The following is a 26,131-nucleotide window of genomic DNA, read 5'->3' on the forward strand; positions in this document are numbered from 1 at the left end:
TTCGGGAGAGAAATCAATGCGCCTCGAACGCGATGTCATCTATATCATCCTTGCTTCACTCCTGCTGATGGTGGTCATTCCCTGGACAGCGGGAAAGCTGTCTGAAGATATCTTCTTTGAGTGGCCCTTCTTCTTCGAAGTGGCGATCGGCGGCTTGCTGGCCGGTGTCATGTATTCGCTGGTTGCCCTGGGCTTCGTGCTGATCTTCAAGGCCTCCGGCGTATTCAATTTTGCCCAGGGCGCCATGGTATTGTTCTCCGCCCTGACCCTGGTCGGCCTGAACGAAATGGGCCTGCCCATGTGGCTCGCTGTCATTACCACCCTAGTGGTCATGCTGATGTTGGCCATCGCCATCGAGCGGGTGGTACTGCGCTCACTGGTCAACCAGGAGCACATCATCCTGTTCATGGCCACCATCGGCATCGCCTATTTTCTGGATGGTTTTGGCCAAACCTTGTGGGGTTCGGAAGTCAAACTCCTGGATATCGGCTTTTCCCAAAACCCCGACTTCTACTTTGGCGGCCAGATCCTGATCAATGACTTTGACTTGATTGCCGCCGTGATCGCCGGCGTCCTGGTAATTGTCCTGGCCCTGTTCTTCCAGTACACCCGCATCGGGCGAGCCCTGCGTGCCGTGGCCGACGACCACCAGGCGGCGCTGAGCGTGGGTATCCCGCTGAAGCATATCTGGGTCATCGTCTGGGCCGTAGCCGGCATCGTGGCGTTGGTGGCCGGCATCATGTGGGGTAGCAAGCTGGGGGTTCAGTTCTCCCTGGCGTTAATCGCTCTAAAGGCCCTGCCGGTACTGATCCTCGGCGGATTCACCTCGGTACCGGGCGCGATCATCGGCGGTCTGCTGATCGGCGCCGGTGAAAAGCTGGCTGAAGTATTTATTGCACCGCTGATGGGCGGTGGTATCGAAGACTGGTTTGCCTACATGTTGGCGCTGGCCTTCCTGGTATTCCGTCCACAAGGGCTGTTTGGCGAAAAGATCATCGAGAGGGTGTAACGCATGTTTTACCGTGAAGCTGGAGAATTCAAAGCCTCCTACAATGCCGATCAAGCGATCTTGCCGATCCGTCAGGACCGCTGGTTCATGTGGGCCATCCTGGTCCTCGCCTTCCTGGTGATACCGACCTTTTCCAGCGACTACTGGCTCGGCACCATCATGTTGCCGTTCCTGATCCTGGCACTGGCCGCGATCGGCCTGAACGTGCTCACCGGCTATGCCGGTCAGTTGAGTCTGGGTACCGGCGGCTTCATGGCTACCGGCGCCTTCGCCGCCTACAAGCTGGCCACCCTGTTTCCGGGGATGCACATCCTGTTTGTGCTGCTGTTTTCCGGTGCCATCACCGCCGGCGTCGGCATTCTGTTCGGTGTCCCGTCACTGCGCATCAAGGGGTTCTATCTGGCCGTGGCCACCCTGGCCTCCCAGTTCTTCCTGATCTGGATGTTCAATAAATTCGGCTGGTTTACCAACTACAGCTCATCCGGTGTCATCAACGCGCCGCCCATGACGGTTTTCGGTGACGTAATGGTCACCGGTGCCCACGCCACGGTGGTCGCCAAATACCTGTTCGCCCTGACGATCGTCGTCCTGCTCGCCCTGGTCACCAAGAACCTGGTACGTTCCAATATCGGGCGTGAGTGGATGGCGGTGCGCGATATGGATATCGCCGCCGAAATCATTGGCATCAAAATGCTGCCGACAAAACTGAAGGCGTTCGCCTACAGCTCATTTTTATGCGGTATCGCCGGGGCGTTGTGGGCCTTCGTGCATACCGGATCGGTGGAACCGTTGGCATTCGATGTCAACCGCTCCTTCCAGATCCTGTTTATGATCATTATCGGTGGCCTCGGCTCCATCATGGGAGCCTTCATGGGCTCGGCCTTTATCGTGCTGTTGCCGATCTTCCTATCCAATGCTCCCCACTGGTTCGGCCTGAATATTCCGGTGGACATTATCTCTCACATCGAGGCGATGGTATTTGGTGCCTTGATCATCTTCTTCCTGATTGTCGAGCCGCACGGTCTCGCCCGGCTTTGGCAGATTACGAAGGAAAAACTACGGCTTTGGCCGTTCCCTTACTGATGAGGGACTTTAGACGTACAAGTTCAACAATCCGTTCAGGATAACTTGTGATTGTTCAGATGGAGGAAACAACGAGTGAATATCAATAAAGTTAAAACCGGTATCATCGCCGCTGCCGTCGGCATGGCAAGCCTGGTCTCTGCTCCCGCCGTTATGGCTGCAGACAGCCAATTCGTCGGCTCCACGGTTTACCGTACCGGGCCGTATGCGCCGGGCGGTATCCCCTGGGCAGACGGCTTCGCCGATTACATCAATCTGCTCAACGAGCGCGACGGCGGCATCAACGGTGTCAAACTCGACCTGGAAGAGTGTGACACCGCCTACAACACCGACAAAGGTGTGGAGTGTTACGAGCGCATGAAGGGTAAAGGCAGCACCGGTATGCCGGCGGTTATGCCGCTCTCCACCGGTATCACCTATGCTCTGCTCGACCGCGTGGTGGCCGACAAGATTCCGTTGATCACCTCCGGTTACGGTCGCGCTGATGCAGCCGACGGCACCATCTTCCCCTACGTTTTCGTACCCCCTGCAACCTACTGGGGTGGCGCGGATATCGCCATCCACTACATCGCCAGTGAAGAGGGCGGTTACGGCAACCTGAAGGGTAAAAAGATCGCACTGGTCTACCATGACTCCGCTTACGGTAAAGAGCCGATCAAAACCTTGGAAGCGCTGGCCGATCAGCATGGTTTCAAGCTCTCCCTGTTCCCGGTACCGCACCCCGGTCTGGAACAAAAAGCCACCTGGCTGAAGATTGGCCGTCAACTGCGTCCCGACTATGTGCTGATGTGGGGCTGGGGCGTCATGAACGCTACCGCTATCAAGGAAGCGGCCGCCGTCAACTTCCCGCGTGACAAATTTATCGGTGTCTGGTGGTCCGGCAACGATGCCGACATGGTACCGGCCGGCAACGCGGCTGTGGGCTATAAATCGCTGCAGTTCAACGGCGTAGGCGATAATTTTGACGTGCACAAGATGATCAAGAAAGTGCTCTATGCCAACGGTAAGGGTTCCGCCAAGTCGGAAGCCGGTATCGGTGAGGTGGCCTACAACCGAGGCGTGCAGAGTGCGGTCATCCTGACCGAGGCCCTGCGTGGCGCCATGAACCACTTCGGTAACAAACCGATGACCGGTGAACAGGTGCAGTGGGCGTTGGATCGTCTGGATATCGACGCGGCTCGCCTGAAGGCGATCGGCGCCGAGGGCCTGTTCGACCCGATCAAGCTGAGCTGTGCCGATCACCTGGGTAAGGGCCGTGCCAAAGTCACCCAGTGGGATGGCAAACAGTGGAAGGCAATCACCGACTGGATCGAGCCGAACAGCGAGATGCTGCGTACCATGTACGAGGGCTCAGCGGCCGCCTATGCCAAAGAGAAAAGCATCACCCCCCGCGCTTGTAACTGATCGCGGTAATCGGCGGATTTGATCCGCCGAACGAGGTCCCCGCAGTCATACCGGCTGCGGGGACATCTCCCAACACACAGAGAAAGAACAGGCACAGCATGACTGACAACGCGCAAGCCTTTTTAGAGGTCAACAATATCGAGGTGATCTACGATCACGTCATTCTGGTGCTGAAGGGTGTCTCCCTGGAAGTACCGAAAGGTGGCATTGTCGCCTTGCTCGGTGCCAACGGTGCAGGTAAATCGACTACCCTCAAAGCGATCTCCAACCTGCTTGGCGCAGAACGCGGAGACGTGACCAAGGGTAACATCCTCTACAAGGGTGAAGCGGTAGAGAGCCTGAATCCATCAGACCTGGTGAAACGCGGTGTCGTGCAAGTGATGGAAGGACGTCACTGCTTTGAACATCTCACCATCGAAGAGAATCTGCTGACCGGCGCCTATACCCGACGCGACGGCCGCAAGGCGATCGCCCAGAGTCTCGAATTGATTTACGACTATTTCCCGCGACTGCGCGAACGCCGCAACAGTCAGGCTGGATACACCTCTGGTGGCGAGCAACAGATGTGCGCCATCGGTCGTGCCATGCTGGCACAGCCGGAGATGATTCTGCTGGACGAACCCTCCATGGGTCTGGCTCCCCAACTGGTGGAAGAGATCTTCGAGATCGTCAAAAAACTGAATCAAAATGAAGGGGTCAGTTTCCTGCTGGCCGAACAGAATACCAACGTCGCCCTGCGCTACTCCGACTATGGCTACATCATGGAGAACGGACGCGTGGTGATGGAAGGCAACGCCAAGGAGCTGGGTGAGAACGAAGACGTCAAGGAGTTCTACCTGGGTATCTCCACCGAGGGGCGCAAGAGCTTCCGTGACGTGAAGAACTACCGCCGCCGCAAGCGCTGGCTGTCATAGCGGGCAGTTGCGTGGCGATCTTTGGTCGCCACCGATTTCATAACGGCTGATCACAGTGGCGGCAAGCAGCGGCCACCCAGCCAAAATCACCCAGCGGCGAATGCAAAGACCGATTGCCCTGGATTGGCCAATCACACCAGATGCGGGCTCGCAGTACCATGACAAATTATTACGATGAACTGGAAACCCAGGACCCCCGGACACGCCAACAGGCACTGATTAAGGCCGTTGCCGCCCAGGTTGCTCACGCCAAGGCCAAGGCCCCGGCGTATGGCAAGATCCTCGCTGACGTGAACCCGAAAGCGATTACGTCTGCCGAAGCGATCGCACAACTGCCGCTCACACGTAAATCCGCACTGATTGAGCTGCAGCAAAAGTCCCGGCCCTTTGGCGGTCTGGCTGCCGTGCAGCCCCCCGAGTTGACTCAGGTCTTTGCCTCTCCCGGTCCAATCTATGAACCGGGCACTAAACGGCATGACAACTGGCGCTTCGCACGCGCCCTGTACGCCGCCGGTTTCAGACTGGGCGAACTGGTGCACAACTGCTTCTCTTACCATTTTGTTCCGGCCGGGGCCATGCTGGACAGCGGTGCCCATGCGTTGGGTTGTGCGGTGATCCCCGCCGGGGTCGGCCAGACGGAACTGCAGGTGCAGACCATCGCCGATCTGAAGCCGAACGGTTACGTCGGCACGCCCTCGTTTCTGAAGATCATCCTGGAAAAAGCCGACCAGATGGAGGCCGATGTCAGCAGCCTGAAAAAGGCGCTGGTGTCCGGGGAGGCGCTGCCCCCTCCACTCCGGGAAGGCTTTAAAAAGCGAGGCATCCAGGTGCTGCAGTGTTATGCCACCGCCGACCTGGGTGTTATTGCCTATGAGACCGATGCCATGGAGGGATTGGTGATCGATGAAGGGGTCTATGTGGAAATCGTTCGCCCCGGTACCGGTGAGCCGGTGGCCGATGGCGAAGTGGGTGAAGTGGTGGTCACCAGCCTCAATCCCGACTATCCGTTGATCCGCTTTGCCACCGGTGATCTCTCCGCCATCCTGTCCGGGATCAGCCCGTGCGGACGCACCAACCGCCGCATCAAAGGCTGGATGGGACGGGCCGACCAGACCGCCAAAGTGCGGGGCATGTTCATCCATCCGGAGCAGGTGGACCGGGTCATCAAACGGCACCAGGAGATCCGCAAGGCACGGCTGGTGGTCGACTGGATCAACGAAAGCGACCAGATCACCTTGCAATACGAAGCGGAAAATACATCACCCGAACTCGACAAGGCGATTGCCGACAGCATCCGGGATATCTGCAAGGTGCGCGGCGAAACTCTGCGTCTGCCGCCCGATGCACTGCCGAATGACGGCAAGGTGATCGATGACATTCGCAAATACGACTGACTGTCTCTTAATGACCGGGATAGGAATGGATGGCATAACACCCCATCCATTCACACCTGTTCAATAAAAGTACAGGCTAAACCGCATTTTTCTGGCAAAATAGCGCGATGAAAAACCAAAGCTTTCTTGCCGGCTATCGGGTGCTGGATCTATCGCAATATATCCCCGGCCCCTTTGCCACCCGCATGCTTTCTGACCTGGGTGCCGATGTCATCAAGGTTGAACCGCCACGCGGTGATCCGATGCGCAACTTCATGCTCTCGGACAATGCTATGCCATCCGCTCTGTATCGCCACCTGAATCGTGGTAAGCGGGTGGTCAGGTTGGATCTGAAGTCAAATCAGGGCAAGGCGGAGCTGTCCCGCCTGTTGAAAAATGCCGATGTACTGCTGGAATCCTTTCGGCCCGGCGTGATGGACCGGCTCGGCTTCGACCGCACGCGGCTGGAACTGCTCAACCCTCAACTAATCCATTGCGCCCTGTCCGGATTCGGCCAGAACGGCCCCTATCGCGATCACGCCGGACACGACTTGACCTACTGCGCGGCCAGCGGTGCGCTGAGCGCCACCGGCACCCTCTCCCAACCGATGATCATCTTCCCGCCGCTGGCGGACCATGCCGGCGCGATGCAGGCGGTGACGGCCATCCAATCGGCCCTGCTGGGTCGAGTAAAGAGCGGCAACGGTGCATTCATCGATATCAGCCTGTTCGATTCCGCCATGGCTTGGCAGTATCTGGGACTGAGCGAGGCGAAAGAGAACGCCGGACTGCAGCGCGAGCAGCTACTGCTGAATGGCGGCGCCGCCTGCTACAACATCTATGAAACGGCCGATAACCAGTTCCTCGCCCTGGCACCGCTGGAGGCCAAGTTCTGGCGCGCCTTCTGCGAAGCGGTCGACCGCCAAGCCTGGATACCCCGGCATCTGGAGAATATGCCCCAGACCGCGCTGATCCAGGAGTTGCGGGAACTGTTTCTCTCCCAGCCGCTGGAACACTGGCAGCATCTACTGGGTGACGTGGACTGCTGCTTTGAAACCATACCCACCCTGGACCAGGCGAAACACCATCCACAGGTGGAAGCCCGCGGCCTGCTCAACAAATGGGAACCGGCCTACCCGGCCTGGATCAACGGCGCGCCCTGCCGGTTACCCCATCGTATGATTGAGATTGGGGATGGGGAGAGCGTGGATTGGCTCCCGGAGTGATCGTAAGCTGACGGATCGCTATGGGCACAGACAACCTGCCTACCTTTATTGGCCGTACTACACCGTCCGCGTGGGCACAAACAGCGTGCCCACCCTACCTGGCTGTATTTATTTCAGAACATTACCGTAGCCAATCGCAATACATGGTTACACGTTTCGCCCGGCCTAAAGTCCTTTAGGCGAGGTACTTTTGCGGCCAAAAGTACCCAAAAGCCTTTCCCCGGTCAGCCTGCCCTTCGGGTCCTCTGCGCTTCTCGGTCTGAGCGGCGCGTGAAAAAACTCGCCGCTGTGCGGCTCAGACAATTTCACGCTTATTCCCGCTCAGCCCTGCGATGCTCGACAGGCCGAACGGGAAAGTGCCCTACCTCTCTTCTTGCCAATCTGATAGTCCATAACGGGAAAAGTCGTACCAAACGGTTTAGATTCGGCACATATCGTAGCCGTTTACGGAAACAAGCTGAAATGGAACCGTTGGTAGGGGCAGGCCTCTGTGCCTGCCCTTTTCCAACGATACTGCCGCCAATCGACTCCCAGGTATTTATCCGATCCGGATTGCCGGCAATTCCGGCTTCTCCAAACGCACTTTCTGTTCCGGCGCGATCACCCGAGCATCCCCCTTGGCCACCAACTCCCCCTCTTGATTGTGCACCTGACAATCCAGGGTAACGTGACGCTTGGCATCGTCCAGCTTACCGGTCACGCTAAGCGTCACGGTGATTTCATCACCCGGACGGACCGGGCGGCGAAACTGCAGGTTCTGTTGCAGATAGATGGTGCCGGGTCCCGGCAATACGGTGGCCACTGCAGCGGAGATCACCGACCCGGTCCACATACCGTGGGCGATGCGTCCCTTGAATGGCGTCTCCCTGGCGAAGGCTTCATCCAGATGCACCGGATTAACGTCGCCAGATATCTTGGCGAACAGCACCAGATCCTCTTCGGTAAGTCGTTTGCTGAAACGGGCAGAGGTGCCCAACTGCAGTTCGCTGTACGGTATATTTTCCATGGTGGCCATGCAGAATTCCCCAGTTCTGAATTGAAAAAACGCCGGGATGCTCAGCCATTAATCGATATTTATATCGCGTATCCCAGCTTTCGCAGATGTTGTCTGACATTCTGCTCAGCCAATGGTATCAGCTTACTGGGAATGCCCCGGTAGAGTTTTTGCACGATCTGATCCAGATCATCACCCTCGTCGATCAGCGTGCGGATCTGTGCCTCCCGCTCCTGCCGATGCTGCAGGGTTTTTTCCAGCAGGTGGGTACCGCCTATCGGGATGCCGTGGGAAGAGACAATCGCTCTGGGTTGCAGATCGATAATGCGCTGCAGGGTATTGAAGTAATCCTGCATATTGCCTTCCGGCTCGGGAATCACCACCGTGGCCATGGGCTGCACCAGATCGGCCACAAAGAACCAGGACATATCCACCGGTGCCAGACCGATCATGCCGTCATCGTGCCCGGGCAATTCATAACAGTGCACATCCCGGCCCAGCCACTGGGTGAGGTGTGTACCCTCTTGCACGTGAATCACCTCGACACCCTGCAGATAGTCAGCGCCGTTGCAGCGTAACAGATGCTGTTCGGTCTTACGGGAACAGAGGAGCGGTAAACCGAGCTGTTGCGCGATCTCCGGCGCGCGTTCGTGATGATCCCGATGGTGGTGGGTAATCAGGATACCGTCCACCGGATAGCGTTCCAGGGTATTGAACATCAACTGCAACACGGCATCGGATTCCGGGGCCGGATCCACCAGATAACGCGGTGCGCCACCATCACCGACGATCAGCGCATAGGTGTATTCGGCCGGCGGCAGCGTATTGGACGGTGTGGGTATATAACCGAGGCCGCGGATCATCTCCAGGTAGGCGAGTTCGCGCTGCTCGTCATAATCGAGATTGAACGGTTCGATGGTGCGGGTAGCCATGTCCTCGGCAAAGGCGCGGGCAGTGCGCATGATCGGTACCACCATCATCCCCTGGCCCGATTCGTAGCGTTCCAGAAAGGCATCCCGATGCAGCCAGTCGGACCAGGCGATCTCGTCGCTGTGGGGACGAAATACCGGCTTGGATTTCAGCACAATCTTGTAGTAGTGGGCATGAAAACGGACGCGTTCGAAAGGGGGCGTGACGGCGATCCCCATCAGTGCTACCTGCTCCACTTGATCCTGCACGATGGCTTGCTCCAGATCGAAACCCAGCTCTTCATCCAGCTCCCTGATCAGTGCGCGAATCCTTTCCGGCTTAAATCCGGCAATATGTGGATGGCTATAGCGGTAACCGGCATCCTCTTCGTCCACTTTGCCGCCGGGAAAAGCGTAATAGCCAGGAAATGCACGCAGATAATCCTGGCGTTTGATCACAAACACCTCTTCCCCATGTACCAGTACAGCGGTAACGGCATCACGCATAACAACTTCCCCTATCAGGTTTGTTGCAAATGATACCATAGGGTCAGGGAAGTGGACGCAATAACACAGTATCTCAGTGGTTTATAGGACCTGCACCGCTCTATTCGCTTGTCGGCAGCCAACCACCCGCCGCCTGCAGCGGCGCTTGGCGCTCCGGTTCACTGACCCAGGCGACCAGGGCCAGACGTTTTGCGTCGGTCTGTTTGATCTCCGGCAAGGGCGATTGCCACTGCAGATCCGTTGAGTCGCTGGCATTCAACCCCACCACCACAAAGTCATGGCGCAAATCACGGCCCCGATTTTCACCTGCCGCCACGTCACTCTCCAGACCAAAAGCGACCACCGCCAGATGCAAACGCAGTCCGCCAGCCGGCTTTTTCACCGGTTCAAACCGCGCCTTCACTCGGTTATCGGCAACCTCCAGGCTCAATGCCCCAACCGTTTCATTTGCCAGGGCGGGACGTTGACGAAACCAGCGCCGCCACTCTTCGCCATTGACCAGTACGCCGGGGGTATAGACCGTGCGGATGCCACCTTCACGCTGGTAACGGTACTGGCGATCGGAGAAACGGGGCTGGGCGTAGCGATCCTGCCAGCCGATGTAATCCCAGTAATCCACATGAAAAGCGAGTGGAATCACCTGCTGCCAGAGCCCCTCATCCTTGATGAACCCATTCAGCCACGCCTCGGCAGGCGGACAACTGCTGCACCCTTCCGAGGTATAGAGTTCAACCAGGTTAACCCGCCGGTCGCCACTCTCGATGCGTACGGTGTCCGCCAGCAAATTCCCACTGACCAGCGTCGCCAACAGCACCCCTAAGCCGCTTTTAATCAATCTCTTACCAGTAGCCATATGCTCTCTCCTCAATGCGCGGGGGCTTGGAATTGACTGAGATACTCGCCGTAGCCGGCCTGCTCCAGTTTCTCGACCGGGATAAAACGCAACGCCCCTGAATTGATGCAGAAACGCAAGCCGGTAGGCGGTGGCCCGTCATGGAACAGGTGGCCCAAATGCGAATCGGCATAGTAAGAGCGCACCTCGGTCCGTCGCATCCCCCAACTCCAGTCATTCTTTTGCAGCACATGCTTCGGCTCCAGCGCCCGGGTGAAACTGGGCCAACCGGTTCCGGACTTAAACTTGTCACGGGAGCTGAATAGCGGTTCACCGGAGACGATATCCACGTAGATACCCGCCGCATGGTTGTCCCAATAGGCGTTGTTGAAGGCCCGCTCCGTCCCCTCCTCCTGGGTGATCCGGTACTGCTCCGGCGTCAAGCGCGCTTTGATCTCCTGTTCGGGTGGGCGCGTCCATCGTCCTTCAGCAGAGGCCGGCGAGCCGGCCACGGACAGATCGCCCATGCCCAGGGCCAGACACAGGGCAGCCAGTCGTGCAGAGAGCTTGATCATGATTCCTCCTTCAACAGCCGCCCACCGAATTGAGCCAGCGACAAGCGGCGCCACCCGCCACGCAACCGAGCGCGAACCTGGGGCGGCAGACGGAAAGACATCAGCACCAGGAATCCGGCCAGATAGAGCAACGGCGACAGGGTGTCCGCCTTCACCAGCCAGAGGTAGTGCAGCACACCGCCCAGCGCACAGAAATAGACCAACCGGTGCAACCGCTTCCAGCGTTTGCCGCCCAGCAGGCGAATGATCCGGTTATGTGAAGTAGCCGCCAGGGGAATCAGCATGAGGAAGGCGCTGAAGCCGACCGTCACATAGGGCCGCTTCACGACGTCGGCCAGAATGGCGGTCAGATCGAGACTATGGTCCAACACCGCGTAGGTGGAGAAGTGCAGCAGCGCATACATAAAGCTGTAGAGTCCGATCATACGCCGCAAGCGCACGAACTCATTGATGCCCGTTATGCGGCAAAGCGGCGTGATAGCCAGGGTCAACAGCAGCAGACGCAGCGCCCAGAGGCCGGTCTGGTGGGTAATCGTCTCGACCGGGTTGGCCCCCAGCGTATCGCTAAAGCCCCGTTGCACCAGCAGCGCCAACGGCACCAGCAACAGGATAAACAGCGCCGGCTTCAGCAATCGGCTAATGATCTGTGCGCGGGTCATCAACTACCGCCTCCGGTTAAAAGTACTTCTTCAGATCCATGCCGCTATAGAGCGACGCCACTTGGTCGGCATAACCGTTGAACATCTGGGTCTCCTGCTTCAACCAGTTGCCGATGCGCCGCTCCTTCTTCTGGCTCCAGCGCAAGTGGTCCACCTGGGGATTCACATTGGAGTAAAAACCGTATTCGGAGGGCTGCACCTGGTTCCAGGTGGAGACCGGTTGCTCCTCGGTGAAACTAATGCGCACGATCGACTTGATACTCTTGAAGCCATACTTCCATGGCACCACCAGACGCAACGGCGCCCCGTTCTGGTTCGGTAGCTCGGCGCCGTACATACCCACCGCCAACATGGCCAGCGGGTGCATCGCCTCATCCATACGCAACCCCTCGCGGTAGGGCCACTCCAGTACCCGGCGCTTCTGGCCCGGCATCCGGGCGGGATCGTGCAAGGTGTAAAAGGCCACATACTTGGCCTTAGAGGTGGGCTGGAAACGTTTCAGGGCATCACCCAGGGAGAAGCCCACCCAGGGAATCACCATCGACCAGGCCTCAACACAGCGCAACCGGTAGATGCGTTCTTCCAGTGCATGGGGTCGCAGGAAATCTTCCAGATCGTAGGTACCGGGTTTTTCACAGGCCCCGTCCACCACCACCGACCAGGGGCGGGGCACGAAGGCCTGGGCCTGCACTTTCGGATCGCTCTTACGGGTGCCGAATTCGTAAAAGTTGTTGTAGCTGGTGGCATCCTCGTAGTCGGTCGGCTTCTCATCGCTGCTGAAGGGACCCGGGCGTAGATTGGTCAGCGGTTTGGGTGACCGCGTCTCGGCCCAGGAGTTCTTTGCCCAGGGCAGCCCCGCCAACGCCGAGGCTACCCCGATCCCCAACAGCCCACTGTCGCGGATAAAGCGGCGTCGATCCAGATAGATGGATTGATCGGTGATTTCGGAAGGTTTGATAGCCTCGGGCTTTTTAATCAGCATAACGACTTTCCCATTCAAGGAGTTCGGCGAACCGCTTTATTCAGTATGGGAGAAACTATGCCGAAAACGTATGGCGCGGACATCACCCAATGATCACAATTTCATAACATCGCTGCTTGGCGGACGCTGTCATCGTGCGTTGGCGGGCTATCAGCTGCTGTAGGTCACCACCAGGTAACCCTCCGCCCGACCGCTACCGATATTGCAGATGCTATGCGCCACATCGGCCCGGTAATGGGCCGAATCGCCCTTTTTCAGGCTGCAGTGATCCGCGTCCGATCGGATCTCAACCGCCCCTTTATGCAGGGTAAACAGCTCTTTGGTGCCCTCAAAATGGGGTGCGCTGTGCAGCGCGGCCCCCGGGGCTATACTGATTTCATAGAATTCGATGCTCTTCTCCATGTTTAACGGCGACAGGGTGCGGATGCGGCACTGATCGTCGGCCCGGTACAGGTGCGAAGCGTCATCGGCGCGGATCACCTCAATTCCGGATTGGGTCCAGGGTTCATGCACCAGTTCGCCCACCGAGATGGAGAAGGCCTGGGCAATCCGGCAGGCCACGGTCAGGGTGGGATTGGCTTGTCCCCGTTCGATCTGGCTCAACATGGAGCGACTAACTCCCGAGGCGACGGCCAACGCTTCCAGGGTCAACCCCTGTTTCTTGCGCAGTTGCTTGACCCGTTCGGCCAGTGTCAGGGCCGTGTTGTCAGTCTCTCTGGAAGTGGGAGTCATAGCTCAATCTCTCAATTAGTGGATTTTTTTCTTGTATATAGGAAATACAAGTTCTACTATACCAAACACTTTTCCATTATAGCGGAATATATCCAGGAATCACATGAACACCATGAAGGCACTGGTCAAAGCGGAAGCGAAACCCGGTATCTGGCTGCAGGAGGTTCCCCTGCCCAGCGTCGGCATCAACGATGTCTTGATCAAGATAAAACGCACCGCCATCTGCGGCACCGATATCCACATCTACAACTGGGACAGTTGGGCACAGAAGACCATCCCGGTACCCATGGTGGTGGGACACGAATTTGTCGGTGAGATCGTCGAGGTGGGCAGTAATGTTATCGACTTCAGTCCGGGGGAGATCGTCTCCGGCGAAGGACACGTGGTCTGCGGACGCTGCCGTAACTGCATGGCCGGACGGCGTCATCTCTGTGCCCACACCAGCGGTGTCGGCGTCAACCGTACCGGCGCATTTGCCGAATACCTGTCGCTGCCCATGTCCAATGTCTGGGAGCATCGTCCCGGTATCGACCTGGATGTAGCGGCCATTTTTGACCCCTTCGGCAATGCCGTACATACCGCCCTGCAGTTCGACCTGCTGGGTGAAGACGTGCTGATCACCGGTGCCGGCCCTATCGGCGCCATGGCCGCCGCGGTGTGCAAACACGCCGGCGCCCGGCACGTGGTGATTACCGACGTCAATCCCTGGCGGCTCGAGCTGGCGAAACGACTGGGGGCAGACCGCACCGTGGATGTCCGTCACGAGAGCCTGGAAACGGTGAAACAGGAACTGAACATGAGTGAAGGTTTCGACGTGGGACTGGAGATGTCCGGCAACGCCGAAGCGTTCAACCAGATGATCAGCCACATGTGCCACGGCGGCAAAATAGCCCTGCTCGGCATTGTCGGCGAAGAGACCCAAATCGACTGGAACACGGTGATCTTCAACATGCTCACCATCAAGGGTGTCTATGGCCGGGAGATGTACGAAACCTGGTACAAGATGTCGGTATTTATCGAGGCGGGACTGAATATCGCCCCGATCATCACCCACCACTTCCACTACAGCGAGTTTCAGGCCGGCTTCGACGCCATGTTGTCGGGCCAGTCGGGTAAAGTGATATTGAACTGGGAAGATTAGGAAACAGACCATGTACGGGCAATTTCAACAACATCTGCAACAGCAACTCGACAGCATCCGCGAAGCCGGCCTGTATAAGGACGAACGGGTTATCTCCTCGCCCCAGGGGGCGCACGTGTCGGTTAACCAGGGTGCCGAGATCCTCAATCTCTGCGCCAACAATTACCTGGGACTGGCGCAACATCCCGCGATCCGCGAAGCGGCCGAGCGGGGTTTGGAACAGTGGGGTTACGGTCTCGCTTCGGTGCGCTTTATCTGCGGCACCCAAACCATCCACAAAACCCTGGAGCAGCGACTGAGCCGTTTTCTCGGCATGCAAGACACTATCCTCTACCCCTCCTGCTTCGACGCCAACGGCGGCCTGTTCGAAACCCTGCTGGGCGAAGAAGACGCGGTGATCTCGGATGAATTGAACCACGCCTCGATCATAGACGGCGTCCGGCTCTGCCGCGCCAAACGTTACCGTTATAAAAACAATGATATGGCCGACCTGGAACAGCAGCTCAAACAGGCGGACACCGCCGGTGCCCGCTTCAAGTTGATCACCACCGACGGCGTCTTTTCCATGGACGGTTACTACGCCCAACTGGATAAAATCTGTGATCTGGCGGAACGCTACCAGGCCCTGGTCCACTTTGACGACAGCCACGCGGTCGGCTTTGTCGGCGAAAATGGACGCGGCACCCACGAACATTGCGGATGCATGGAGCGGGTGGATATCACCACCGGCACCCTGGGCAAGGCGCTGGGCGGTGCCAGCGGCGGTTACACCAGCGGCCGCAAAGAGATCGTGGAACTGTTGCGCCAGCGCTCCCGCCCCTACCTGTTTTCCAACACCGTGGCACCACCGGTAGTGGCCGGGGCCATTGCCGCGCTGGATCTGCTGGAGCAATCCAGCGAGCTGCGCGCGCAACTGGAACAGAACACCCGCCTGTTCCGTGACGGTCTGACGCGTGCCGGATTTGACCTGCTACCGGGCAGTCACCCGATTGTGCCGATCATGCTCTATGATGCGCCCAAAGCGGTCGAGTTTGCCCGACGCATGTTGGACCAGGGGATCTATGTGGTGGCCTTCTCGTTCCCGGTCGTCCCGCAAGGCAGGGCGCGTATCCGCACCCAGATCTCGGCGGCGCACACGCGAGATGACCTGGCGTTTGCGATCGAAGCATTCAGCCGGGTTAAGGCGGAGATGGGCCTATAGCCGATTACCGCTTCTTCATAAAAATTCACCAACAGATCTCATGGACTGCACCTTCCGCATCCATGCGGCGGAAAGGCCCTCGACCCAGAGGCCGATCACGCATAGGTCATCAACTAAATCCACCTAAATGTCACCCAAATGACAGACCTCACTGGGGTCTGTTGTTAGGATTTTATTGTCGCCAAAATACCTTTGTATCGGCCGAACAGAATAGAGAGACAGACATGCTTGAGATCAATCGACACGACGCTATCGCCATCCTGAACTTGAAGCATGGACCGGCCAATGCCATGGACTTGGAGTTTGTACGGGCCGTCGGCGACGCCTTCAAAGAGTTGGATGCTGACGACTGCAGCGCCGTGGTCATGACCGGGCAAGGCAAGATCTTCTCAGCCGGTGTTGATTTGCCCCGTCTGCTGGAGGGCGGCGTCGAGTATGTACGTCAATTCCTTCCGGCACTGGACGACATGATCGAGTCGGCCTTCTTCTGCCGCAAACCGGTCATTGCGGCGCTCAACGGCCACGCCATCGCCGGCGGATGCCTGCTCGCCTGTACCGCCGATCGCACGCTGATGGCCGCGGGCAAAGGCCGGATTGGCGTACCCGAACTGAGAGTCGGCGTACCCTTCCCGATCTCCGCCATGGAGATAATGCGCAGCAAGCTACCGGCCAACACTTTCGAAACGATCATGACCGGTGGCGCGACTTACACGCCCGAGATGGCCCTTGAGCAGGGATTGATCAATAAGATAGTCGATGCCGACCAGCTCCTGGAGAAAGCGATGGCGGTAGCGGAAGATCTCGGTTCAATCGGCCGGGAAGCCTTTGCCGTCACCAAGACCCACGCTCGCCAACCGGCCAGACAGGCCATGGCTGTTGCCTATGAACAGTTTGGTGACGAGGTTAACCGAGTGTGGCAGGCTGAATCCACGCATGCGGCGATCCGCGACTTTGTAGCCAAGACCTTGAAAAAATAATCCGCGTATCGGCAGGCGGATAAAGCGGCGGAACCTAAGTCTTCTTTACCAATATGAGCCCTGCCAAGAGCGGGGCTTTTTCTTGCACTATGCAAAAAATTTTAGTCGTACTATCGAGTAGACCGGATATATATCAGCACGACCGTTTTCATCATTCGATAACGACTTCGGTGACATACAAAGGTTGGTAATTGCTGGATACCAGCACGGGCAGGATTTGCCTTGACACAGGCCGGGCGTCCATACAGTTAAAGACCCCCGGCTACCCGATTCGGCTAATCTCTGCGTTCGACACCATTGCTCATCAGCCCTTTTTCGAGGTTCTCGAATCGTTCCCACAGCCCCGTTTGCTGAAAAGAGAATGGCTGAGGATTTTCATCCCCTTCCCTACGTGACTCTTCGGCATCCACGACCTCCTGAGCTAGGGAAATGCACCACTCCAGCGCGAACTCCGCTTCATCCCGGAGTATTTCGTCTTCTCTTCGATAGTTCACAGCATCACATGCCCTGTGCCACCACTTCCTAACCTTTTCCAATTCGTTTCGAAGGTCCGGGCTCGTGAGATAGATACCGTTGATAGTGCAGTGATGGAGTGCTTCTATAGCTGCTTCTCTGCGGTTATCCTGAAAGGCACGCTCTTCGTGATGGTCTTTGCAGAGCCCGCCTTGGTGTGGTGGCTCAAAGCAGCCATTCTTCCGGCACTCGAATTGTTTACGCTTCTTACCCACCCCAATCCTCCGCGTGTTCCTTTTCTACCGAACATCTGATCATCGTAATCTGGGACACCCATCATTAACTATGGTGAGAGACCAAACCGAATGGGTTTATTGATCGCTATTCGGGATCATTGACACCACAGTCGCTTGTATTCCTTAATCTAACCCTGAGGCCGGTCATCCATTGTTGAGGGCGCACTAACCACGATGCACCCGTCGATGCCATCAATCTTCATTACGCCCTCTTTGAACTTGGCATGCTCCTGCGTCGCACGCGTGTAATCCCACAGAAAACTGACGATCCGCGCATCCTTGTATTTCGTGTCGGCGCGATAAAGCGATGCGTCTTCTGCAATCTCGCCAATAAGCGCCGGAAAGGATTTCTTCGTATCCTTTCGGTACTTGACCTCGATGACTGTATGCAATGACGGCAGGTAGAGGTCAATGCGCGGGTTCTTCTGCCCGACGGGCTGTAGGTTCACTTCATCCGCGATGTCTTTGAAGATAGGCCCAAGCAGGACATAGAGAAGATTCTGAACGTGGTATTCGTTCTCCACCGGCCACTTGACGGGTTCCGCGCCTCGCGTGCGGCCCGAATCCTCCCATGTCCACCGCTTGAGGCCGACCGGGATATGCTCCAGAAACTCCAGAAGGTCATCGAGGCTCCAGCCTTTAGGCGGCACAACGGCCACATCCTGATTTACTTGATCGAAGACATAGATCATCAGACACAAGAGCGCCGCCGAAGCGTCCCTCTGTGCCTGCGCCCGAAACTCGCCCATGAAGCTGCCGATCAGGGCCATGCGGCTCCGGTGATCGTCGATCCGCCGGATCGTCTTGTAGTGAAGGAAGAGCGGCACGCACGCGCTGTCATAGTCGGCGGACTCCCCGCTGCGGATATAGGCGGCGATATCCTTCTCGAAAAGATTGAGGTGATCGCCACCGATCTGTTGTGAAAGAAATCCAGAAATCCAGTTCTCGAACTCGCGGGTGATACGGCTATCGTTCATCTGCCCGGCCAACCATTTCACGGCCATCACGCCAAACATATCGGAAACCCACGGGCGCGGCGTCGAGTCGATTTTGGCAGCCTGTCCGAGCAGGCGCGAAATATCCTTGCTTGGGACAGTTTCCTCCAGAACGCCGAGGCCCGCAATCGCACACCGCTGATATAAGGAAAGCGTCGCAAAGTCGAAGGCCGGAACACCGTCCTTCGACAATCCCAGAAAATACATGAAAGTGCATTTGAAGGGATCAGCGTGCGCGCTCATGATCACCTTGTGGTGCAGATACTCACGCAACTGGTACGCGTTCTCCCTCTCTACAGAAACCATTGGGATTGCCCGATCTTTCCGATCATCACCGAGTCGTTCCAGCCCGGAAGCTGATTCAGCCAGCCGAGGTTCCGTGCAATCAGGTCGGAATAGCTGATCGTCACTGGCATGGGATTGGGAAAGTAGCTGCGCCAAGAATGCGAGGCGAAACTGTAGAGCTGCGCACTCAGATACTTGATGTCCTTGAAGGTCGAAACCTTGTGAACATTGAGGATCACGCCGCGCGGATGCCCGTCTGTATCCTGCCGCAATTCGCGCTGGCCGATCAGATAGATGAGCATTTCATGCTTGGAGAGCTTGAATGTCTTTCCGCGCAGCGGGGCCAGTTTTCCTTTCTGCACGCCTGCTGTCGCGGAGTCGAACATATGCAGCCCGTGATTTTCTGAGATTTTCAGGAACGCATACTCGATCTGATATTCCCGGTATTTTTGAATCACAACACGGACAGCTTCAATCTCTTCCTTGTTAAACTTCTTGACCTGCGCGTGAAAGATCAGGCGGATCGTGTCGCCTTTCTGCCAGTTCATTCGCTTTTGGATTTTCTCGATGGTTTCACCGAGAACCGAAGTAAGAGCCTCGCAGTAGGCTTGCGGTACGACTGCCTTTGAGGTATTCGAGACGATATAGCTTCCGTCTCCGGAGAAGACGGTCGTGATGCCCATGATCCGCTGATTATCTGCTCCGCGCCCTTGTCCGATGTTGGCACTGCCAATGCCGATCACGAGTTCATGCGAGAGCGTCGGAGAGGATTTGAGCAGCCACGGAACGCCACCCATCTTCGCGTAGCAGGCCAGCGCCATATTGTTAAGCGAGTAGCCGAGCGAATAATCCGACTGCGCCAGCAGCTCTATAGTAAAATCCTGCACGGGAACCTGATGCAGGAAGAACAGGCTCTTACCCAGATAGTACGGATTCTCTGTGACCTTGAGCTTCTTAAAGGACTGCCGGACTTGTACGAGAGCCAGGTCCCATCGTCCGCCGTCATCCGCTTTCTTCCGGATCGCAGCCTCGATGGCACTCTTGTATGCCTCCACGCTATCGGTGGCCGCGGCGAACACCTCCACGTGGCTGGTTCCCAGCGCGAACTTGCCTTCAAGGCCGTTGCTGAAATACTTGCTGTTTGAAATCCCTTTCAGGAGCTTGCGGACGAACTGTTCGACTCGGCCCTTGTCGTGCTGGGCGCATATCACACAGATGGACGGATCGTTTCTATCGAATGTGCGCTTCGTATAGGGCCCGCTCTGCGTCAGTCCCTTCTCGGCCCAATCTGCTTCGCCGTTGTCATTGAAGACGAATAGGGGTTTCTGCATCTGCCCACAATCCTTCTGGATATCGGGAGCATCTACTATCTCTATGCGCGTTCCGTCGATCAGCGGAATAGTCTTCGACTGGATATACTTCTTTAGCGTGTCGATGCGAGCTTTCTTGTTCTCACCACCATTGAATATGGAGACTGACTGCCGTATACGCTCGACGATAGCGTCTTTCTGCGCACCGTGTGTATGCAGAATGTAATCGTCGAAGTTCGTCCGGCTTGCTTCAAGGTAAACGTCCTTTGCATCCACCTGCACTACCTGATCATCAGGTCGCGTGACGTGTAACATTTCGCCATTGATCGCGTTCACAAATCCCAAGAGTCTTCTATACCCATCCTCCTGTTCGTTGACAACGTAGCGGCCCATGAGATCGAACCCGCCATTCAGGAAAAACAGACCGTTCTCGTTGAGAACCCGGCGTGTCGTGCAATCAATAACAAGGCACGGATGGTCCTGCACATAACGGGTTTCGATCGAATATTTGGCACAGATCTTAAACGGATAGGTTTCGCCGAGAATCGGGACGAGAAGATTATCTTCCGGTTTGGCACTCACAAGCTCGATGGGGTTGAAGCCGGTAGGATGGCGCCCCAGCCCCGCAAGGTGGCGTGTCAACCCGTCCTTGACCAGCGAGCAGAAGATGCCGAAGTTGTGGTTGATAGGGATTGTGAGCGGCGTACCGGATACGGGGAACGCGCCGTCCGCTGAAAAAATCAGAATGTTGTCATCCTGCCGACGGAAGAAATGCGTCGATCCGTGTTTCGCGCGAAGATCATCCAGCGTCTCCTTGTCATACGAGATTTGGAGAGCCTCAAGCTCCGCATCGGGGATTCTGAGTGGAAATGCGTTCAGCAAGACTGACAAAATTCGATCCTTTCTTTGGTCAATAGATATGCCATTCTTGTGCGTCTAGCGCCAAGCACAACCGAGGGGAGCCGTGTAGCGGTGACGGTTCGGTTGCTGCGTTTTGTTAGGGCTTTTTGCTAGAAGTAAGAAACCTGCAGGCATATTTCTTATCCCCCCACTCAAAGGCAAATGTTTCTGAAACTTCATACCACCCTCCACCTGGATGTCCTGTTCCATGATTGGCCCCCATGCAAGAGCATTCGCAGTGGAAGCCTTGGGCATTCCAGCATGCGGGGGCACATTTTTGTTGCTCCCGGAATAGCTGTAATACATAAACTTGTCTGTATCGTTTAAGCACTTGCTTAATGATATCGTCAAACCACGCTACTGGGATTTCCCAACTCTTATATTTGTCGTTCCATTTTGGCTTGTGGCGCCTTTCTCCCCTAAGCCAAGTAAAGTTGTCGCTGGAATAGGGTAGCTTAACCAATATTGGTTTTGATTTTTCTCTGCGAAATACAACGGGCACTTTCTTTTGCCGCCATATTTCCTTTAGTCTTGGATCTCCCTTTTCCATTTATTCAGAGCCCTAACGAGGCTGTAGCAAAACTCCAGCATCCCATTTAATAATATTGTGATGCGTTCCTACGTGCACAAAATGAAAATAATCGTCGGGACAGCTATTAATTTCACGTAGAGACGCATTTTTTAGTCCGCTTTTTACCCAATTACCGTGACGTTAGTATAACTGGAGTTTTGCTGCAGCCTGAACGCTGCCGACACCGGCGGGGAGCGAAGCGACCCGTCCAGCCCGAAGGGCGATGGTGCTTGGTCTGGTTAGGTTTCTTGTTGGTATTTTTCATACTTGTTACGGGTATAGACTTGATTAGAAATCTCATCGCTGTGCCTATGTTTCCGGATAAGATCTCCATCAACTATTTTTGCTTTATGACTATAGAGGTGACCGTATTTCTCCCAATTGCCTTCGACAATTTCCACCGCTGAAGCGAAATTACTTCCTTCTATTACAGCCAGCCAATAACCATCACCATTTATCCATCAATGAGACCATTCGGCATCTAGATCACTAAATCTATTTGCCCATTCTTCCCGTATTTTCTCACGAAGATTATTCATGATCTGAAACCTAACAGTTGATTACCCATCAAAATCGCACAATCAATTGCAATACTGGACTTATTGTTCTGCACATTATATTTCCTGCCTCATTTGTAGCACTTCGGCAAGACAACTGATTCGGACGGGTATTCAGCCTCCCGCCAAGCAGATATCCCTTATATTCTCAGCAGGTTACCAGACAACCCCCAACAGGAGAAATAATTTCTCTTAGTTGCTGTAGGGGATGGTGTTTATTGGGCGAGGCAGCCTCATTTAACGAGCCCTAACTGGCGGGACCGTGAAGCCACTTGAGCAATTCATAGGCGGTGCGGATTTCGATGAAACGCGCCGGCTCGCCGCCCTTGTCGGGATGGTGCCGGGCCGCCAGTTGTCGATAGCGGCGCTGTATGGACCCCCAGGTGAGTTCTTCCACCTCTGTCAGGCCGAACAGGCGTAGCGCCTCGACCTGTTGGTCGATGGCATGGTACTGCTCCCAGAATCCCCGCAGCAGGGCCGCCACATCGGCGGCGCGGGTCTGCTGCAGGTTGTCCCAGTCCAGATAGTAGCGGCGCAACGGCTGATCGGCGGCGAGCGCCCCTTCATCCCATGCACCGCACTCCTCTACGGGTTCCAGTCGGATCACCAGCGGATCGATCCGCAGTCGCCGCCCCTCGCCGGCCAGCTGATCCTGCAACCGATAGAGGGCATTCATCACCAGAAAATGTTGGCGAAACAGCACCAGGTTAGCGTCTTGTGTGGTGCCGGCGCACAGCTCTGACGGCCACTCCAGCCGTTTGATCAGTGCGTGCTCGCTCAAGCCGTTCGGGAACTCGTGAAGCAGCGACAGGATGGGGGCGATCAGCGGGTTGTTATACATGACGCCATTATCCATACTTTCAGCTCCAACCCCACCCAAGCGGATAATGAACCGATGTGCACCTTGGTGATCCTATTTCAACCCGAACAGCGTTGGCCGCTGATCCTGGCCGGCAACCGCGACGAGATGCGCGACCGCCCTTCCGCCCCGCCCAGCCACCACTGGCCGGCACAACCGGACGTCATCGCCGGCCTGGACCATCTGGGCGGCGGTACCTGGATGGGTATGAACCGGGCAGGCGTCGTCGCCACGGTAATGAATCGGGAAGGGACGCTGGGACCGGCGACCGGTAAGCGAAGTCGCGGCGACCTAGTGCTCGAAGCGCTCAAGGCATCGTCAGCCAAAGCGGCGGTGGAAACCGTAAAATCCATCCCGGCCCACCACTACCGCGCCTTCAATCTGTTTATCGGTGACCGACAAAACTGTTTCTGGCTACGTAACCGGGACGAGGGAGAGATGCCGGAGCTGGAAGCATTCCGCATTGAACCGGGATTGCACATGCTCACCTCCCGAGAGCTGGACGACCGCAGCCATCCGCGAATCGATTTCTGGCTCCCGCTGTTTCAAAACGCCCGACCGCCGGTACCGGAGCAGCAGATGTGGGAAGAATGGATTCAACTGCTTGCCGGCCGGATGAATGCGTCACTGGCCAATCCCCATGCCGCCATGAATATGGATTTTCCGATGGGCTTTGCCACGGTCTCTTGCTCGCTGATCGCCCTGGCGCAATCGCCGGATCAGGACCGTCCCATCTGGATGTATGCCGATGGGGCGCCAGATCGGGTAGAATTTACGCCGGTCGAGATGGAAGCCTAGCGCGACGAGAGGCCGTCACCATCAGCTAAATTGTTGAAACTGCGCCGCCGGGACCGGTTTACCATAGAGGAAGCCCTGCACCGCGTCGCACCCCATATCGGCCAACAGCGCGGCCTGGGCCTCCGTTTCCACCCCTTCGGCGATCACCGACAACCCGAGGCTGTGCGCCATGGCGATAATCGCCAACACAATCGCCACATCGTTACCGTCTTCCGGCACATCGCGCACAAACGAGCGATCAATCTTCAGCTTCTCCACGTGGAAACGCTTCAGATAGGCGAGTGAACAGTAGCCGGTACCAAAATCGTCAATGGCCAGCGTGACACCGGCCTCCCTGAAAGATTGAACGAGCTGACTGATCGATTCCCGCTGCCCCATCAGGGCGCTCTCGGTAATCTCGATCTCCAGGTATTCCGGTGGTAGGCCGGTCTCATCCAATATCTGGCGGATCATTCGCAGCACATTCTCTTGGATAAACAGGTGCGCAGAAAAATTGACTGAAATCCGTCCGCACAGGGTACCGTTATCGAACCAAACCTTGGCCTGCTGGCAAGCACGTCGCAATACCCAGACACTGATGGGTTTAATCAACCCCGTCTCTTCCGCCAACCAGATAAACTCTGCCGGTGACACCAGCCCATTTACCGGATGATTCCAGCGAATCAATGCTTCAGCACCGGACAACTCACCGCTGGACAGCTTGAACTGGGGCTGAAAATAGAGTTCAAACTCACCCCTTTCCAGGGCTTGCCGCAGCTCTTTTTCAAGCGAGAAACGGGAGTTGGCCGCCACGGTCAACTCACGCGTGTAGTAATGGTATTTGTTTTTACCCTCCGCCTTCGCCCGGTACATGGCACTGTCGGCATTTTTTAACAGGGCGACCGCATCGTTGGCGTCATCCGGAAACAGGCTGATACCGATACTGGCGGTAAGAAAAATCTCCGCGTCATCCACCAGAAACGGTAACAGCAGATTGCGTTGAATCTTATCCGCTACCGTTGCCGGCAACTCATCCTGTTCAAAATTCTCCATGATCAGAGCGAACTCATCGCCACCCAGCCGAGCCACCGTATCCTCTTCCCGCGCATATTCCCGCAGCCGGGCCGCAACTTGTCGCAGCAGTTCATCTCCGGCGGGATGCCCGGCGGTATCGTTAATATTCTTGAATCGATCCAGATCAATCAGTAGTACGCATACCCGGTAATTGTCCCGGCTGGCCCGGGCCAAGGCGTGTCTCAAGCGGTCATTGAACAGGAAACGGTTGGGCAGATTGGTGAGGGCATCGTAGTGGGCCAGTCTGTCCAGTGCCTCGGTCCGTTCCAGCACTTTCAGTTCCAGGTGATTGCGATCCGCTAACAGCGCCGCGTTGTGTTCACTCAGCAACTGCTTCTGCCGGGCGATTAGCTGACGCTGCTGCTCGGCTTCCCGCGTCCGTTCACGCAAGCTTTCCATCAGCCGGGCCAACTGCTGTTTACTGCTACTGAAATCGTGGATGGTCTCCACCAATAGATCGGATTTAACCTGATGTAGATACGCCAGGCAGCTCATGCGCAGACTCTTCTCCAGCAGTTCCCGGTTGATGTCCCTGACTTCCCCAACCTGACGCGAACTGATATCGGTGATACTCAGTGTCACACGCCCTCCTCCACCAGGTCGATTCCGCAAGGCAGTGCTTTGAGATGGGCGATCGCCTGGGTGATGTGATCACCCTCCAGTACCGAACCGTGCTGGGGCAGGATGCGCTCCAGGTCCATACGTTCAAAACGCTCCATACAGTGACGCAGGATGCGGTTGCTGGGCATGTAGGTCTGATGGAACAGATCCATCGGCGTGAGGAAATCACCGCTGGGGAAAAGCGCCCAATCCACGGACATGGCGGCAAAAATATCGCTGGTAAACAGGCTTTTGCTCTTTACATCATAAGTGGTAATGGCACCGGGTGAGTGGAGAAAGGGGGTAAACAGAAACTGCAATTCCCGCCCGCTTTTCAGGATCAATCTATCGTCATGTGCGTCTGTAGCATAGAACGCAGAACGCAATCCCAGGTGCCGCAGCAGCCGGATACAGTTGCTATGCGCCACTATCTGCAAATCATGGCGGTTAATCACATCCTCAACCACCGCCAGATTACCGCAGACATCGGGGTCCTGGTGTTGGGCGATCACATAGGTGATCTGTTCAGGATTAACTACCTCCATCACTTTGCGCATGATCACCGGAAAGTGGGGAATGGAGCCGGGGTCGATAAATACCACATCCTGTTCATCAACCAGCAGGTAAGGGTTGCAGTGCAGACGGGCCGCTTCGTCGTAAAAGCCGACCCAATAGATCTCCCTTGTTACCGGCACTGCATTGCTGTAATCCATCTTCACCGACCACTCCCCGTATCCCTGACTGTTGCCGGTCCTGTGGATTGATACGGCCAGTCCCGGCTTTGTGTGTGTGGTGACAGCCCCGTTCACCCTCCTTTTTCACAGATAGCGCACTTTCTGCAGCCGTGGGCAACAACGGTCCACTTCTCTGCGAGCACAATCAAGTATAGACTTAAAATCATAAAGCGCGATGATGATCGATGATACCTATTGCAGGC

23 protein-coding genes are annotated in these 26,131 nt (G+C 56.4%); 10 read left to right on the forward strand and 13 right to left on the reverse strand.

Annotated elements, in window-relative coordinates:
• Positions 1–16 precede the first annotated feature (16 nt).
• The 6 genes from ACQY5R_RS12555 (at position 17) to ACQY5R_RS12580 (ending at position 7,009) form a co-directional block, all read left to right on the forward strand.
• Positions 17–1,009 carry a branched-chain amino acid ABC transporter permease gene (locus ACQY5R_RS12555; RefSeq protein ID WP_428608941.1) on the forward strand — a complete coding sequence of 331 codons (993 nt, stop codon included), beginning with the start codon at positions 17–19 and terminating at the stop codon, positions 1,007–1,009.
• Between the two features lie 3 nt (positions 1,010–1,012).
• Positions 1,013–2,092, forward strand: coding sequence for a branched-chain amino acid ABC transporter permease (locus ACQY5R_RS12560; protein WP_428608943.1), 1,080 nt, complete (start codon positions 1,013–1,015; stop codon positions 2,090–2,092).
• A gap of 75 nt (positions 2,093–2,167) precedes the next feature.
• Positions 2,168–3,496 carry an ABC transporter substrate-binding protein gene (locus ACQY5R_RS12565; protein ID WP_428608945.1) on the forward strand — a complete coding sequence of 443 codons (1,329 nt, stop codon included), beginning with the start codon at positions 2,168–2,170 and terminating at the stop codon, positions 3,494–3,496.
• Between the two features lie 98 nt (positions 3,497–3,594).
• Complete coding sequence (locus tag ACQY5R_RS12570) at positions 3,595–4,410, forward strand: ABC transporter ATP-binding protein (RefSeq protein WP_428608947.1); 816 nt, start codon at positions 3,595–3,597, stop codon at positions 4,408–4,410.
• Positions 4,411–4,568: 158 nt separating this feature from the next.
• Positions 4,569–5,804 carry a phenylacetate--CoA ligase family protein gene (locus ACQY5R_RS12575; protein WP_428608950.1) on the forward strand — a complete coding sequence of 412 codons (1,236 nt, stop codon included), beginning with the start codon at positions 4,569–4,571 and terminating at the stop codon, positions 5,802–5,804.
• Between the two features lie 107 nt (positions 5,805–5,911).
• Entirely contained in the window at positions 5,912–7,009 is a 1,098-nt protein-coding gene (locus tag ACQY5R_RS12580; protein WP_428608953.1) for a CaiB/BaiF CoA transferase family protein, read from the forward strand.
• A gap of 538 nt (positions 7,010–7,547) precedes the next feature.
• On the opposite strand, the gene ACQY5R_RS12585 is transcribed toward ACQY5R_RS12580, so the two are convergent.
• From ACQY5R_RS12585 to ACQY5R_RS12615, 7 genes are all read right to left on the reverse strand, one after another.
• The gene (locus ACQY5R_RS12585) at positions 7,548–8,024 is read right to left on the reverse strand and encodes a MaoC/PaaZ C-terminal domain-containing protein (protein ID WP_428608956.1); all 477 of its coding nucleotides are present in this window, start codon (positions 8,022–8,024) and stop codon (positions 7,548–7,550) included.
• 59 nt (positions 8,025–8,083) lie between these two features.
• Positions 8,084–9,418, reverse strand: a complete 1,335-nt coding sequence (locus ACQY5R_RS12590) for an MBL fold metallo-hydrolase (RefSeq protein WP_428608959.1) — start codon at positions 9,416–9,418, stop codon at positions 8,084–8,086.
• Positions 9,419–9,518: 100 nt separating this feature from the next.
• Entirely contained in the window at positions 9,519–10,271 is a 753-nt protein-coding gene (locus ACQY5R_RS12595; protein WP_428608962.1) for a DUF1223 domain-containing protein, read from the reverse strand.
• Positions 10,272–10,282: 11 nt separating this feature from the next.
• Complete coding sequence (gene msrB, locus ACQY5R_RS12600; protein ID WP_428608965.1) at positions 10,283–10,825, reverse strand: peptide-methionine (R)-S-oxide reductase MsrB; 543 nt, start codon at positions 10,823–10,825, stop codon at positions 10,283–10,285.
• Complete coding sequence (locus ACQY5R_RS12605) at positions 10,822–11,484, reverse strand: sulfite oxidase heme-binding subunit YedZ (RefSeq protein WP_428608967.1); 663 nt, start codon at positions 11,482–11,484, stop codon at positions 10,822–10,824. The genes msrB and ACQY5R_RS12605 overlap by 4 nt, the downstream gene beginning before the upstream one ends.
• Before the next feature lie 16 nt (positions 11,485–11,500).
• Positions 11,501–12,466 (reverse strand): protein-methionine-sulfoxide reductase catalytic subunit MsrP, encoded by a 966-nt coding sequence (gene msrP, locus ACQY5R_RS12610; protein ID WP_428608970.1) that lies wholly within the window; start codon positions 12,464–12,466, stop codon positions 11,501–11,503.
• Between the two features lie 150 nt (positions 12,467–12,616).
• Complete coding sequence (locus tag ACQY5R_RS12615) at positions 12,617–13,198, reverse strand: helix-turn-helix domain-containing protein (protein ID WP_428608972.1); 582 nt, start codon at positions 13,196–13,198, stop codon at positions 12,617–12,619.
• 103 nt (positions 13,199–13,301) lie between these two features.
• Between ACQY5R_RS12615 and tdh the strand changes: the two genes are divergently transcribed.
• The 3 genes from tdh to ACQY5R_RS12630 all read left to right on the forward strand — a co-directional run bounded on the left by tdh (position 13,302) and on the right by ACQY5R_RS12630 (position 16,517).
• On the forward strand, positions 13,302–14,339 hold the full coding sequence (tdh, locus tag ACQY5R_RS12620) for an L-threonine 3-dehydrogenase (RefSeq protein ID WP_428608974.1): 1,038 nt from the start codon (positions 13,302–13,304) through the stop codon (positions 14,337–14,339).
• Between the two features lie 10 nt (positions 14,340–14,349).
• Positions 14,350–15,540: a glycine C-acetyltransferase gene (locus tag ACQY5R_RS12625; RefSeq protein WP_428608976.1), complete on the forward strand. Its 1,191-nt coding sequence runs from the start codon at positions 14,350–14,352 to the stop codon at positions 15,538–15,540.
• A gap of 224 nt (positions 15,541–15,764) precedes the next feature.
• The gene (locus ACQY5R_RS12630) at positions 15,765–16,517 is read left to right on the forward strand and encodes an enoyl-CoA hydratase/isomerase family protein (RefSeq protein WP_428608979.1); all 753 of its coding nucleotides are present in this window, start codon (positions 15,765–15,767) and stop codon (positions 16,515–16,517) included.
• Positions 16,518–16,792: 275 nt separating this feature from the next.
• Here the strand turns inward: ACQY5R_RS12630 and ACQY5R_RS12635 are convergent, their stop codons facing one another.
• From ACQY5R_RS12635 to ACQY5R_RS12650, 4 genes are all read right to left on the reverse strand, one after another.
• Positions 16,793–17,245 (reverse strand): hypothetical protein, encoded by a 453-nt coding sequence (locus ACQY5R_RS12635; protein ID WP_428608981.1) that lies wholly within the window; start codon positions 17,243–17,245, stop codon positions 16,793–16,795.
• Between the two features lie 149 nt (positions 17,246–17,394).
• Positions 17,395–18,567 carry a hypothetical protein gene (locus ACQY5R_RS12640; protein WP_428608983.1) on the reverse strand — a complete coding sequence of 391 codons (1,173 nt, stop codon included), beginning with the start codon at positions 18,565–18,567 and terminating at the stop codon, positions 17,395–17,397.
• Positions 18,555–20,747, reverse strand: coding sequence for a Piwi domain-containing protein (locus tag ACQY5R_RS12645; RefSeq protein ID WP_428608985.1), 2,193 nt, complete (start codon positions 20,745–20,747; stop codon positions 18,555–18,557). The genes ACQY5R_RS12640 and ACQY5R_RS12645 overlap by 13 nt, the downstream gene beginning before the upstream one ends.
• Positions 20,748–22,131: 1,384 nt before the next feature.
• Complete coding sequence (locus tag ACQY5R_RS12650; RefSeq protein WP_428608987.1) at positions 22,132–22,740, reverse strand: DNA-J related domain-containing protein; 609 nt, start codon at positions 22,738–22,740, stop codon at positions 22,132–22,134.
• Between the two features lie 39 nt (positions 22,741–22,779).
• Here ACQY5R_RS12650 and ACQY5R_RS12655 point away from each other — a divergent pair, with 39 nt between their 5' ends.
• Positions 22,780–23,541: an NRDE family protein gene (locus ACQY5R_RS12655; protein WP_428608989.1), complete on the forward strand. Its 762-nt coding sequence runs from the start codon at positions 22,780–22,782 to the stop codon at positions 23,539–23,541.
• A gap of 21 nt (positions 23,542–23,562) precedes the next feature.
• Here ACQY5R_RS12655 and ACQY5R_RS12660 read toward each other — a convergent pair whose 3' ends face one another.
• Entirely contained in the window at positions 23,563–25,176 is a 1,614-nt protein-coding gene (locus ACQY5R_RS12660; protein WP_428608991.1) for a putative bifunctional diguanylate cyclase/phosphodiesterase, read from the reverse strand.
• A complete protein-coding gene (locus ACQY5R_RS12665; RefSeq protein ID WP_428609101.1) occupies positions 25,173–25,907 on the reverse strand; it encodes an MBL fold metallo-hydrolase in 735 nt (244 codons plus the stop codon). The genes ACQY5R_RS12660 and ACQY5R_RS12665 overlap by 4 nt, the downstream gene beginning before the upstream one ends.
• Between the last annotated feature and the right edge of the window lie 224 nt (positions 25,908–26,131).

The organism is Sedimenticola sp., from assembly GCF_050289425.1.
Classification (GTDB): Bacteria; Pseudomonadota; Gammaproteobacteria; order Chromatiales; family Chromatiaceae; genus Sedimenticola.